The organism is Aquisalimonas lutea (assembly GCF_030409225.1).
GTDB lineage: Bacteria > Pseudomonadota > Gammaproteobacteria > Nitrococcales > Aquisalimonadaceae > Aquisalimonas > Aquisalimonas lutea.
Window position 1 is genome coordinate 19,827 of the sequence record NZ_JAUFPK010000008.1, and the last position, 12,274, is coordinate 32,100.

Here is a 12,274-nt window from a genome sequence, read left to right on the forward strand (position 1 = left end):
TGTATATAGAATACATCAATAAGTGAGTAAGTATTCCAGCCATTGCCCGCTACGGGCGGCGCAGGGTCATGGCTTCACCTCCCCTAAAGGGAACGATAGACGGTGCACGCTGACGCGTCGAAAGCGAGGGCGGGCTGAAGCCGTTTAGTATTTATCCGACACCTGCCCCTTCATGAGCATCGAAGGGGTGGGCACCGGGGTGTCCGTAGAGGTGATGAAGAAGACAAACCACTCCTTCGGTGATTGGTACACCTATTCGATAGAGATTGCAACGCGCCTACAGGCCGCACCTGCAAGCGCGTAACCTTTAACAAACCGGTAAATTACGGATTCCCTATTTCAGTACTCATGTATCAGGATATAGTCAGGTCGCCTGACAACCGGACCTTGTTCGCGATACTCATCGCATTCGGACTTAGTTCAACAGCTTTTTTCTCAAGCTCTCGGAACTCCTCCTCCGAGGCATCACCCGAGACGTGGATGACGTACCTAACCTCTGCCAACTCCACGGGGGAAGTATCGTTAAGCGCCAGAAAGCCTGATAGGTCGAGTTGTCCGAAAATTTCGACATTCAAGCGGTCCAGCTTTACCCCCTTGGCCGACGCCCCAACTGCAAATCCAACCATGATGCACGCGCCCACACCGGACAGAAGATACTCCTGTGGTGTCGGGGCGCTATTCTTACCGAGAAGCTGAGTCGGTTCATCCACTTTCCATGAAAAATCCCGGTCCACCTTCTCGCCACCCAACGTAATTGGGAGCGCTCTCGCCTGGGCTGACGTTCCGCCGTTCCACTCCACGTTAACTCCGTACTCGGCAATACCACTCTCGGGGGACTCAGTAATCCCCTCCCTGGCAGAGTTTAGAGCGGTCACATCTACACCGTTTCTGACTGCATCACTACTCATATGATTCTCCATCACGTTGTAACAACACTATTGCTCCGGCTGACGAGCAGCCACTGAATCAGCTTTCCCCAAAAGAATGCTGAAGTAAGGCCTGTCTTGCTCCTCTTTAGCGCGCCCGCACCGGTACCTGTCCGGTATTAGCGGCCTGCTTTTCGGGAATCCGTCAATGTGATTCCGACGTAAGAACTGGGCCAACGAGCACCGCTTCCTCTGAATCCGCGTCGCGGCGGGTCTACACCGGGCCCAAATCAACCAGTGCCCGTCCGGTGGACCAAATTGTGGTCCAGTGGTGACGCTCTCGGCGGGCTACTTTAATCCATGAAGCTTGGCAACCACGTTGCAATGGCGGGAAAAGCGCAGAGAAGCCCTAGAACGAGCAACTGAGCCAAGACGTGCGGCGCAACGCCATAAAAACCATCCATTACCGGTATCTTCGTATACTTGGCGACGACGAAGACATTCAGTCCAACGGGGGGTGTGACAAGACCGATCTCGGCCGTGAGAATTACGATGACACCAAACCATATTGGGTCGATACCAAGAGAGTGAACAAGTGGCATAACGACCGGAATGGTGAGAACCAATATCGAAATCAAGTCCAGAAAGCAGCCCATAATCAAATAAATGGTGATCAACGCGAGTAGGATTCCCCACGTCGGAAGGCCGGATTCTGCGACGGCTGACAGGATAGCCTGCGGCGTTTGCGTCAACGCGAGGAAAGTACTGAAGACATCAGCAGCAATAACGATTAGTGCCAACATCGCCGTTATACGGGCAGTGCTAGCTAAGGCATCCCAGAGTTTGCGCCAAGTTAAAGAACGGAAAGCCAGCGCGAAAGCGAATGCCCCGAACGCACCCAGTGCTGACGCCTCCACTGGTGTTGCGATACCAAGGTAGATCGTTCCTGTGACCAAGGCAAACAACGTCAGGAAAGGCCCAAGAACCTTGAGCGCAGAGAGCTTTTCGCGCCAAGTGAACGACCTACTTGTAGGTGCGAGCTCCGGTTTACGGCTTATCAGCACCATGATGGTGAGGATGATCGCCGCGGTTACCACTAGCCCTGGAAGAATCGATGCGATCAGAAGCTTGCTAATGCTCGTTTCGCTAAGAACACCGTAGAAGATAATCCCGATGCTTGGCGGGATGAGCATGGCAAGAGTTCCCGAGATCGCGACGACACCCGCCGCGAGGCGGCGTTCATATCCCTGTTTGATCATTGCGGGGATGCTGGTGCTCGAGAGCGTGGCTGCGGCTGCCGTACTCGACCCGGAAATCGCCCCAAACGCGGCTCCGCTCACGGCGGTCGCAATGGCGAGTCCACCTTTCGTTCGACCGATCCACACCGCTGCTGCTTTGAAGAGACTATCCGAAATCCCACTAACAACGAGCAAGCTTCCCATAAGTATGAACATGGGGATCGTTAAGAGCTCAAAGTTCGCGATAGCTGAAAACGGTGTGGACTCGAGTATCCCGACCACCATCCAAGGACCAAACAGAATGGAAAGGCCGACCGAACCGGAAATAAATAGGGCGAAAGCAACAGGAATCTTTGCGGCCAAGAGGAAGATTAGAAGAATCAATATGAATATGGTTATCATTCTCCCCCCTCCGGAACTTTATTCATTTGTTCGACTGAGAAAATTTCGTCCTCACCGAGGAAGGAGCCAAGAAGACGGTAGAGAACTCTTGCTCCGAGGAAAAAGAAGCCAACCGTAACCAGGCCCCAAGTGGGCCACGTCAACCACTGTATAACGCCATAAACGGTATCCGCATTGACAAGCGAGTTGATCGTGCGTTCGTAGAACTTGTAAGAGATGGTAAAAAAGACGAGGGAGATAAATAGAGAGGCAGAAAAATTTACCGCTAGCCCGAGCCATCGCGGAAAGAACTGCGCAAAAAAGTCGATTTGGACGTTTTCGTTGCGTTCAAATGTGTGAGAGAGGGCGAAGAAAACCGTAATCGGAAATAAGTAGTAGGTTATTAAGTGTGTGCTAAATTGGAGCGGGCTATCGAGCGCATAACGAAAGACAACATCGGCAACAATGATTCCCATGATAGCCAATAAGCACACGCCCACGATCAACATAAGCGCGCGGTCGATCCACAACAAAAAAAGCCCAACCAATCGATAAGCGGATCGCATTCTCTCTCCTCCGAGCCGCGGACATATACACCAAACTTGGCCCGTGAGACCCCACGCATTTGGGGTTGACGGACGAAGCAAAGGCGACGTCCCGTATTTTGATAATATTATCGAATTACAGCAGCCGGGCATGTAGATGTCAACAGAGGCTGGAGTGCTATGGGTGTAGCACATGGCGGAGCCGCCGCGCAGGCAGATGGGGTCGGACGTGGCCGAATCGTGCTGCGAGCAAGGAAGAGTAAGAGTGACAGGGACTGCCGGGTTTTGTTCTTGGAGCCCGACGTCGTAAGCGGTCGAATGCAGGATGGAGCTCGGCCTGGAGCGCTCGGGTCGAGGGAGGGGCGGATGGAGTGTGTAGCGATCGTAGCTTCCTCGTTGGCGTCTGCCTAGCTGGCGCGTGACTCAGGGAGCGGAGACCTGAACGACGGGATACAGTCATGGAACACCTGTGTCAGGGGTAGCCCTCGCAGCTTGACAGGCGTCGCCAAGAGGGTCTAGTTTTCGCAAAATTTGCCAAAAAACGGGATACCCCATGTCACAGCAGGCCTCTGAACCCCTACGACGGATGTCGCGTGTGCTACAGGCGGTCGCACGCGCACCGGAGGGCGCGACGCGAGCGACCATTGCGAAGGAGCTAGATCTCCCCACGAGCACGGTACACCGGATGGTACAAAGCCTATTGTCGCTGGAGTTCCTGGACGTAGGACCAAACGGTGAAACGGTTCATATCGGACCTGCGATTGTTGATGCCGCGTTACGCGGTTCCCAGCCGAGCACTCTTAGCGCGGCGCTAGCTCCGTACCTGACTCAGCTTGCCGATCGGGTTGGGGAGTCTGCCTTCGTCTCGCGCTTCAACCAGAACCAAGTGGAACTCATTGCCGTCTATGGCCCTACTCGCGCCGATGCCGCGTATGTGCACCCGGCCCGCGGACCAGTACCGCTGCATGCGTGTTCCTCTGCGAAGGCAATTTTTGCCTTTCGTGACCGCGCCCAAGTACAACAACTGCTTCAAGAGATCCACTTAGAGGGTTTAACCGCCAATACGGTATCCGACCTGCGCGAGTACTTCGCCGAGCTCGACGAGGTCCGCTTCCGAGGTTATGCGGAATGTCGTGAGGAGATCACGCGAGGTGTCTACAGCATCGCCGCCCCGGTCGAAACCCGCCTTTCTGACGTGCGCCTGAGCATCGGTGTAACGACGTTAATAAGTCGGGCCAACGACCTCGGGACAGATTTCTTCGCCAAGCACGTGCTGGACATGGCCCGCACATTGGGAACCGTGATCAGCGGGTACCGGGATGGATATGGGCTCGTGACCGAGTCCGCAAAGTCTTCGGCGAGCGACGGCGCGGTAGGCGCTGAATAGTGCAACCGGGCGCACGAGCCCGCCAAGCGACCAAGTTATAGTTGACGGCCAGGCATGGGCGTGCCATTTTCTAAGAACATTATCGGATTATGGGAATTGTGAATGGCTGCCCAAGTCAACGCGATTCGCGCATGGACAGCGCAAGTGCCGCGTACCTGCGGGGCCGCAAGTGCCGCGTACCTGCGGGGCACTGAGTCGAGCAAACGACATAAGAGCAGTAACGATGAAAGCGGAGGAGCAATCATGCAGATCCAAGTACGAAGCACCAGTGCCCTCACGGTCGCGCTAGGCGTATCAATGGCGGCATCGCTGCCACTGCCCAGTGAGGCTTCGGAGACAACGTTACGGTTCGCGGACTGGCTTCCCACGAGCCATTATGTGGTCGAAGAAGGTATTCAGCCGTGGATGGAGGATGTGGAGGAAGCGTCGGACAGCAGCATCAAGTTCGACTATTACCCCGCCGAGCAGATCGGCGACGCCTCGGAGATGCTTTCCCTGGTTCGTTCTGGCGTAGCGGACGTCGTGCATCTTTCTCCTGCCTACCTTTCGGACAAACTGCCGCTATCGGGCGTCGCGGAACTACCAGGACTGTTTGAACGAGTCTGCGACGGAACGCATGCGGTGCAGCAGCTACTTACGCCCGGCTCTGAAGTGCACGAAACCGAATACGCAGAGCGTGGCGTCCGGGTGCTGTGGGCGCACACCTATGAACCGTACCGCATTGTCACCGTCGACCCACCGGTGCGAACCATGGAAGACCTGAGCGGGTTACGGATTCGTAGTGCCGGGGGCAGCATGTCCACAACCGCGCGCAACGTGGGCGCGGTGCCCATGGATATGACTGGCCCGGAAATGCTCCAGTCCATGCAACGGGGCACGTTGGACGGGACATTTGCCCCGTTGCTGAGCCTCTATCCCTTTGATCTTCAAACAGTTCTAAACTACATCACCACTGATGGCAGCATGGCGAGCTTCGTTTCCGTGTATGCCATCAGCGAGCGCGCATGGAACGAGCTCGATGCCGAGCAGCAGGCCGTACTGGAAGAGACCAGCCGCGCCGCTGCACAACGCACATGCGAGTGGATTGATACCGCCTCAGAACAAATTGTCGAACGCCTCGAGTCCGACGGCCTCGAAGCGGTCGAGATGGAACCGGGTGATCTCGAGGAGCTGAACCGCGGCTTGGAGAAAGCCCGTGCCGAGTGGGTGGAGACCATGGAGGACTCGGGTCGTCCAGCGAGTGAAGTGCTAAGCACCTTCAATGATGCGGTCGCGGAGCGCCAAAGCCAATAGGTGGCACCCGACGTCACGCAGCGCCCCGTTGGCAGGATAAGTAGGCCTGCTAACGGGGCGCCCCGTTGCCTCGGAAATATAGTTGGGGCAGCAAACGCTTTCACCGGAACCGGACAGCCAATTATGACCGCGACCATGCGCGCACTCTTGTGCCGCGAGTACGGAGATGTTGACGATCTCGTTCTCGGTACGGCACCCGTGCCCCGAGCAGACAATGGACAGCTACTCGTCCGGGTTCACGCTGCGGGCCTCAACTTCGCCGACGCTCTCGTCGTGGGAGGGCGTTATCAGATTCGCCATGAACCTCCCTTTGTGCCGGGCTCAGAGTTGTCGGGGGAGGTGATCGCCATCGGCGAAGACATCACAGATTTTTGCCCCGGCGATAGAGTCATGGCCCAAGTTGATATCGGGGCCTTTGCCGACTACACGGTTGTCGACGCCCGCCGCGCACAGCATGTACCGAAAGAGATGAGTGACGACGAGGCGGCCGCTTTCTACGTCGCCTACGGCACCGCTGGCGCCGCGTTGTTGCATCGCTGCCGCCTCACCCCTTCGGAAACCGTTCTCGTGTTCGGCGCCAGTAGCGGCGTCGGTCTTGCCGCATTACAGGTTGCGAAAGCAACTGGTTGTTCCGTCATTGCCGGCACACGCGACCCAGATAAGGCCGCTTTCGTCCGAGAGCAGGGAGCGGATTTTACGGTTGCGATCCATGCCGAGGATGCTCGGGACCAGGTGCGGGCATGGACAGAATCCCACGGCGTAGATGTGGTCTTTGATCCCGTCGGCGGGGATGCGACACGTCTGGGACTGAAATGCATCGCCTGGGAAGGACGGCACGTCGTGGTCGGTTTCGTCAGCGGAACGATCCCCCAGATTCCGACCAACCATCTCCTACTGAAGAACGCGGACATGATCGGCTTCTTCTGGGGAGACTATTACCACCGCCGCCCCAAGGACACGCAGCACATGTTCGAGCGCCTATTCGACTACTACCGGCAAGGCACGCTCAAGCCTCACATCGCGGTTTCGGTCGAGCCGACAGAGATCACCAGGACGCTGCGCGCGCAACAACAGGGCGAGATTCTGGGCAAAGCGGTAGCTCGCTTTGGCCTGTAGCGAGAGGTTGCTTGCTCCGAACCAGTAATTACTCGGAAGAGGTTCCCATGGATTCGACTTCGAATATCCAAGTCACTGAACATGGTGCGACCGCGTACCTGACCCTTGATCGTCCTGCAACGCGCAACGCCTTGACCCATCAACTGATGTGCGAGCTGGACGAGATATGTCGTGATTTGCGTCAGCGTACGGACCTTACCACCGTCGTGCTCTCGGGCAATGGCCCTGCCTTTTGTGCCGGTGCGGACCTCAACGAGAACCTGTTCTTCTCTCCCGACATACCGGCGGATGAACGAGCCGACGTCGGCAACTTCGGCGGCGAGGTTATCCAGTTCTGGGAGCGGTTGCCGCAAATCACCATCGTGGCTGTCGAAGGGTTTGTCGTTGGGGGCGGGTTGACACTGGCGCTTAGTTCCGACTTTCGCGTGTTTGCGCGCAATGCGTTCATCTATGTCCCAGAGATCGATCTCGGCTCCAATTACGGCTGGAATACCGTTCCCCGGCTTGTTGCCTACGCTGGCCCCGCGAGAACCAAACGTATCGTGCTGCTCGCCGAGAAAATCTACGCAGAGCAGGCGGAGACATGGGGGCTTGTTGATTTTGTAGTCTCTGAAGGCAAGGCACTTGCTCGCGCGACCGAGTTGGCGGACTCCTTCGCTCACAAGCCTCGCCTGGCGGTGCGGACGAGCAAGCGAGCGATTAACGCGGTGAGCAATGCATTAGTGGACGTCGCCTCACATGGCGACATGGTCCAGTCGCTGGCTTGCGTCGCCTCCTTTAACGAAAGACCCGGGGAGTAAAGCCATGCCACGGGAAACATCCGTCGCCGAATTCGTGTTCCAAACAGCCTCCCAATCGCCCGAACGCATCGCACTCGGAAATGTTGAGGAGCACGTAACGTATCGGGAGCTCGCTAGCCGCGTCGCCCGCCTCGCGGCCGGACTACGCCGGCTCGGGCTATCGCGCGGTGATCGTATCGGTGTTTTGACGACGCCGCGCGCGGACGCTTATACGTTGTTCCTCGCCGCCAACGCCATCGGTGTCACATGGTTGGGGATTAACCCGAAGCACACCTACCGGGAAATGGACTACGTCGTCCAAGATGCACAACCGGCTGCCTTGTTCTTCATAAGTGAACTTGAGGGGCGAAAATACAGGGACGACGTGCGGCGTCTGGCCAGCGATGCCGCCAGCGTGAAAGCTACGGTCAGCCTCGATGATACCGCAACCGGCGCAACGACCCTGTCATCGCTGTACGAGGAGCCGACTTCGCCCCACCCGTCCGAGTTGGGGGAAGATATGGCCGAGGATGCGGCGCTGCTTGTCTATACCTCCGGGTCGACCGGTAGCCCAAAGGGCGTTCTGCTGCAGAACAAAGCCATGATTCGCCGCAGCCTGACGCAACTGGAGCATTGGCCACTAAGCGATCCTCCCGTTATCTACAACTCCTTCCCTATGAACCACATCGGCGGAATGCATTTTCTCTCGTGCTACGCCATGGTCGGCCGCGGAGCGATTCATTTCCGTGAAAAGTTCGAAGCCGATACTGTGCCGGACCTGGTTCACGACCTCGGTATCAATATACTTCTCCTCCTTCCGACCATGTATCAGCTCATTGCGTCGTCGCCCAACTTCGATGTGGCGAAATTTGCGTCTGTCCAGTGGTTCGTCTTCTCAGGCGCCCAGATGCCGCGCGAAATTCTCCGTCGCCTTCGGGCGGCAGGCGGGCGCATTGGCACTTCGTACGGCATGACCGAAACGTGTGGTTCGGTGACGTACGGTTACCCGGACGAAGATCTCGACACCTTGGCGATCACTATTGGTCGTTCCGTACCGAATGGGGAGGTACGAGTCCACAAGGAGGACGGAACCGCCGCCGCGGAGGGCGAGAAAGGCGAGATTCAGGTTCGCCCGGAGTACTGCATGGCAGGATATCTGAATCGGCCCGAGGCGACTCGCGACACCTACACCGAGGATGGTTGGCTTAAGACCGGGGATCTGGTCGAGGTCATGCCGCGGGGCAATCTGCGTTTCGTTGGCCGGACTTCGGAGATGTTCAAATCCGGTGGCTACAACGTGTACCCGCGCGAAATCGAGCTGACGATCGAAGCAAAAGACGGCGTGGACATCGCGGCGGTCGTCGCCGTGCCGGACCAATTGTACTCGGAGATCGGGTACGCGTTTGTGGTACCTCGCTCCGACGCACACCTCGACGAGACAGAGCTCCGAGATTGGTGCCGCGAACAATTGGCAAATTACAAGATCCCAAAGCGGATCTTCGTGCGGGATAGCTTGCCCATGCTGGCGATCGGAAAAGTGGATAAAGTGAAGCTCAGACAGGAACTCCTGGCGGAAGAGGCCGAGTGAGATAGAGGATAACTACCCTCTGGCAACGCTTCAAGAGTTTAGCTCATCTGGTCTGTGCCTGTACCTCGGCGCGCCATGGTATATCCCCGAGTCTCCTGTTCCGGCGGAAAAAGCTGATGAACGACGGTGGCATGACGGCGGTTGGCTCGGGCGACGAGATGGTCAGCGCCGCCGAGGTGAAGGCGGTGAAGCGCCAGGTGCGTGAGCTCGAGCGCCTTCTGGGGCGCAAGACCATGGAGACCAAGATTCTCAAGGAAGCCTTGGAGGTGGCTCAGGCAAAAAAGTTGATCTCGCGCATGCCCTTGTTGCCGCCGGACGATTCCCGGTGAAGCGCATCAGTGAGGTGCTGGGCGTGGCGCGCTCGAACCTGATCGAGCGCAGAGCCGGCCGCCACTGTGGGCGTCCCTCGCGCTACCGGGTCGCCGACGACGAGCGGCTGCTGCCGCAGGTGCGGGCCATCTGCACGGCTCGCGGTGCCTACGGCTACCGGCGCGTGATAGCGCATCTGAACCGGGATCTGGCCGCCGCCGGCGAGCGGGTGAACCGAAGCGGATCTATCGACTGATGAAGGCCCATGATCTGCTGCTCACGCGCTACACCGGCAGGCCGGTCACCGACAAGGCCCACGATGGCCAGGTCATCACGCTGAAGTCCGATCTGCGGTGGTGCTCGGATGTCATGGAGATCCGCTGCTGGAATGGCGAGGCAGTGCGCGTGGCATTCAGCCTGGACGCTGTTACCGGGAAGCCATGCGGTATGTAGCAACCACCGGTGGCGTCACCAGGGAGATGATCCAGGATCTTTTGGTCGAGACGATGGAATACCGCTTCGGCGATGTCTTCCGGCTGCCGCATCCGATCGAGTGGCTCAGCGACAACGGGAGTTGCTACACCGCGGCGCAGACCCGGGCCATGGCCCGCCAGCTCGGATTTCTGCCATGCACCACCGCTGTTCGCAGCCCGCAGAGCAACGGCATGGCCGAGGCGTTCGTGAAGGCGTTCAAGCGCGACTACGTATACCTGAACGATCTGCCGGATGCAGCAACGGTGCTGGCGCGACTGCCCCGATGGTTCGCCGACTACAACCGCTTCCATCCGCATAAGGGGCTGAAGATGCAATCGCCCTGGGAGTACCGCCAGAGCATGGAGGCGACCGGAATTCTCCACTTTATGACCGGTCAGTTATCCGGCGAGATCTCAGCCACAGCGAGGAGATGCTGAGCGAGTACCGCCGCGTCGATGGGAACTTGTGTTTGGTCGTCCTCGCCGTTATCACGATTGCGCCCTAGCTTGCCGCCCGGGCATCGTGCCTGACGCGAGTATCCGGTTACCGGTAGCGTACCCTCTGGCGAAGTAGGTATTGTTCGACAGCGCCTCAACGAATAGCTGCGCCCCGCGCTCGCCGGCAGATTGGTGAATCTGCGGAATCCAGCGTGCGTAGACGCGGCGTATCATAGCCCAGTCCGCATGACCCATCTGCATTGCGATCCAGGACGGATCTTCTCCAGCAGTGAGCAGCCACGAAGCGTACGTGTGGCGCAGTTGGTACGGAGGACGATACCGCACACTAGCTGCGCGCAATGTATGACGCCAGTGCCGGCGAATCGCAGCGTCGCTCGCATATGGAAGCCCCGTTGCGGGGTCCCGCCAGATGCGCCCGCCGATGCGTACCTGCGCACGATACTCGGCGACAAGGGCCTCTCGGGCGACTGGCAAGAGCTCGATCTCATGTTGGCCCGCCAATGTCTTTGTTACTGGTTTGGCGCGTCCCCGGACGATCACCCGGTTTATGCGCACGCTCCCCCGCGACCAATTGATATCCGACCATTCGAGTCCCAGAAGCTCCGAGGTGCGAAGCCCGGTACTAACGGCGAATCGCACCAGCCGTGCGAAACTCCGACGTTCGCATGCCGCAAGGACTCGCTGTAGCTCCTCCGGGGTGAGCGGGTCAGGCTGTGGTGGCGCACGGTGCCGCTCGACCGGTATGCGGATACGATCAAGGGGGTCGCGGTCGATAAGGCCATCCGCGTAGGCGTCGCCAAGCGCACGACGCAGCGGTGTGAGGACCGTGCCGAGGCGCTTGGTGCCGTGTGGCCAGCTGCGCATCCATGCCCGCAGGCGCGCGACCGTCACTTCATGGAGCTGGAGATCACCGAAGGCGGGCAGCAGATGCGTGTGCACCACACACGCATAGTCGCGGGCGGTGCTGGGCGCGCAGTGGTGTGTGACGTCGGCGAGATACACCCGCAGGGCTTCGCGGACACGTGGTGTTGCGTTGTGGCTGAGCTGCCGCGCGCGGGGGGAGTTCGGAAAGTGCTCGCGAAAATCGAACCGGCCGTGCTCGATCTCGTAGAGAATTGCGGCACGCTTTTGCGCAGCATAGCGAAGGTTCGCCCGGTTTGGGGGCAAGGGCAGGCGCTCGCGGTAGTGTCGCCCATGCCACGTGAATGCAATCTGGATGGTGTCGTTCGGCGTAATGGTGATGCCGCGCGGAGTGGATTGAGACATACGTGCCCGATACCTCCCGTTGCTTTTGGGTGAGGCGATCTAGCTCCGGCGTCAACGGCCATGACGAGCGATGGATGTAGTAGGCCCGGCGCCGATACTGGTTCGCCCACAGCTGGATTCAACCAGCCGGTTGAGTTCGGTGCTGGCTGAACGGCCGTGTGTATGCGATCCAGTCAGACGTCGGTCATTCCGCCGCACGGGGTTGAGTCACCGCCGTCGGCGACTGTGGTCGGTGCTTGCGGGAGACGGGCCGACCCATGTTGGTGGTCGGCACTGTCGGCCGTTGGTTGCCCTAGCACCAGTGGCACGGCAATTGTTATCTCGATCATCCGGCGCAGGGGCTGCGTGACGAGACCGAATGCCTCGCCCGAGATCCAGCCGAAAAAGGCGGCTTTGATGTGCCGGAGGAGTTGCGCCAGGAGAGGCAGAATGTGTTTCATGGATTTTCTCATTGCCAACCCTGATTGAATATTATAATAATCCTTGCCTTATTCGTCAATAGAAAGCTCCTTAAAAATCGGAATAGACCATCGTTCTTTATATCTTCCGAGGCGGTTGTACAAGCATACAACAC

At 58.3% G+C, this 12,274-nt stretch carries 10 protein-coding genes and 1 pseudogene; 6 read left to right on the top strand and 5 right to left on the bottom strand.

The window, feature by feature from the left end; genetic code table 11:
- Positions 1 to 353 precede the first annotated feature (353 nt).
- From QWY84_RS19385 to QWY84_RS19395, 3 genes are all read right to left on the bottom strand, one after another.
- Complete coding sequence (locus tag QWY84_RS19385; RefSeq protein WP_290204708.1) at positions 354 to 908, bottom strand: OsmC family protein; 555 nt, start codon at positions 906 to 908, stop codon at positions 354 to 356.
- 311 nt (positions 909 to 1,219) lie between these two features.
- Positions 1,220 to 2,506 carry a TRAP transporter large permease gene (locus tag QWY84_RS19390; RefSeq protein ID WP_290204709.1) on the bottom strand — a complete coding sequence of 429 codons (1,287 nt, stop codon included), beginning with the start codon at positions 2,504 to 2,506 and terminating at the stop codon, positions 1,220 to 1,222.
- Positions 2,503 to 3,051, bottom strand: coding sequence for a TRAP transporter small permease (locus QWY84_RS19395; RefSeq protein ID WP_290204710.1), 549 nt, complete (start codon positions 3,049 to 3,051; stop codon positions 2,503 to 2,505). The genes QWY84_RS19390 and QWY84_RS19395 overlap by 4 nt, the downstream gene beginning before the upstream one ends.
- A gap of 565 nt (positions 3,052 to 3,616) precedes the next feature.
- Between QWY84_RS19395 and QWY84_RS19400 the strand changes: the two genes are divergently transcribed.
- From QWY84_RS19400 to QWY84_RS19425, 6 genes and pseudogenes are all read left to right on the top strand, one after another.
- Entirely contained in the window at positions 3,617 to 4,417 is an 801-nt protein-coding gene (locus QWY84_RS19400; protein WP_290204778.1) for an IclR family transcriptional regulator, read from the top strand.
- Positions 4,418 to 4,660: 243 nt separating this feature from the next.
- Positions 4,661 to 5,710, top strand: coding sequence for a TRAP transporter substrate-binding protein (locus tag QWY84_RS19405; RefSeq protein ID WP_290204711.1), 1,050 nt, complete (start codon positions 4,661 to 4,663; stop codon positions 5,708 to 5,710).
- A gap of 123 nt (positions 5,711 to 5,833) precedes the next feature.
- The gene (locus QWY84_RS19410; protein ID WP_290204712.1) at positions 5,834 to 6,826 is read left to right on the top strand and encodes an NADPH:quinone oxidoreductase family protein; all 993 of its coding nucleotides are present in this window, start codon (positions 5,834 to 5,836) and stop codon (positions 6,824 to 6,826) included.
- A gap of 47 nt (positions 6,827 to 6,873) precedes the next feature.
- Positions 6,874 to 7,626, top strand: coding sequence for an enoyl-CoA hydratase/isomerase family protein (locus tag QWY84_RS19415; protein WP_290204713.1), 753 nt, complete (start codon positions 6,874 to 6,876; stop codon positions 7,624 to 7,626).
- A 4-nt stretch (positions 7,627 to 7,630) separates the two neighbouring features.
- Positions 7,631 to 9,193 (top strand): class I adenylate-forming enzyme family protein, encoded by a 1,563-nt coding sequence (locus QWY84_RS19420; protein ID WP_290204714.1) that lies wholly within the window; start codon positions 7,631 to 7,633, stop codon positions 9,191 to 9,193.
- Between the two features lie 71 nt (positions 9,194 to 9,264).
- Positions 9,265 to 10,338, top strand: a pseudogene (locus tag QWY84_RS19425) (IS3 family transposase); the annotation flags it as partial.
- A gap of 126 nt (positions 10,339 to 10,464) precedes the next feature.
- On the opposite strand, the gene QWY84_RS19430 reads toward QWY84_RS19425, so the two are convergent.
- Entirely contained in the window at positions 10,465 to 11,700 is a 1,236-nt protein-coding gene (locus QWY84_RS19430; protein WP_290204715.1) for a site-specific integrase, read from the bottom strand.
- Positions 11,701 to 11,873: 173 nt separating this feature from the next.
- Complete coding sequence (locus QWY84_RS19435; RefSeq protein ID WP_290204716.1) at positions 11,874 to 12,140, bottom strand: hypothetical protein; 267 nt, start codon at positions 12,138 to 12,140, stop codon at positions 11,874 to 11,876.
- Positions 12,141 to 12,274: the final 134 nt, after the last annotated feature.

Bases quoted from the DNA above. Each gene is read 5' to 3' on its own strand.
- QWY84_RS19400 (WP_290204778.1), top strand. From the start codon at position 3,617: ATGTCGCGTGTGCTACAGGCGGTCGCACGCGCACCGGAGGGCGCGACG.
- QWY84_RS19430 (WP_290204715.1), bottom strand. From the start codon at position 11,700: ATGTCTCAATCCACTCCGCGCGGCATCACCATTACGCCGAACGACACC.
- QWY84_RS19420 (WP_290204714.1), top strand. From the start codon at position 7,631: ATGCCACGGGAAACATCCGTCGCCGAATTCGTGTTCCAAACAGCCTCC.
- QWY84_RS19405 (WP_290204711.1), top strand. From the start codon at position 4,661: ATGCAGATCCAAGTACGAAGCACCAGTGCCCTCACGGTCGCGCTAGGC.
- QWY84_RS19415 (WP_290204713.1), top strand. From the start codon at position 6,874: ATGGATTCGACTTCGAATATCCAAGTCACTGAACATGGTGCGACCGCG.
- QWY84_RS19395 (WP_290204710.1), bottom strand. From the start codon at position 3,051: ATGCGATCCGCTTATCGATTGGTTGGGCTTTTTTTGTTGTGGATCGAC.
- QWY84_RS19435 (WP_290204716.1), bottom strand. From the start codon at position 12,140: ATGAAACACATTCTGCCTCTCCTGGCGCAACTCCTCCGGCACATCAAA.
- QWY84_RS19410 (WP_290204712.1), top strand. From the start codon at position 5,834: ATGACCGCGACCATGCGCGCACTCTTGTGCCGCGAGTACGGAGATGTT.
- QWY84_RS19390 (WP_290204709.1), bottom strand. From the start codon at position 2,506: ATGATAACCATATTCATATTGATTCTTCTAATCTTCCTCTTGGCCGCA.
- QWY84_RS19385 (WP_290204708.1), bottom strand. From the start codon at position 908: ATGAGTAGTGATGCAGTCAGAAACGGTGTAGATGTGACCGCTCTAAAC.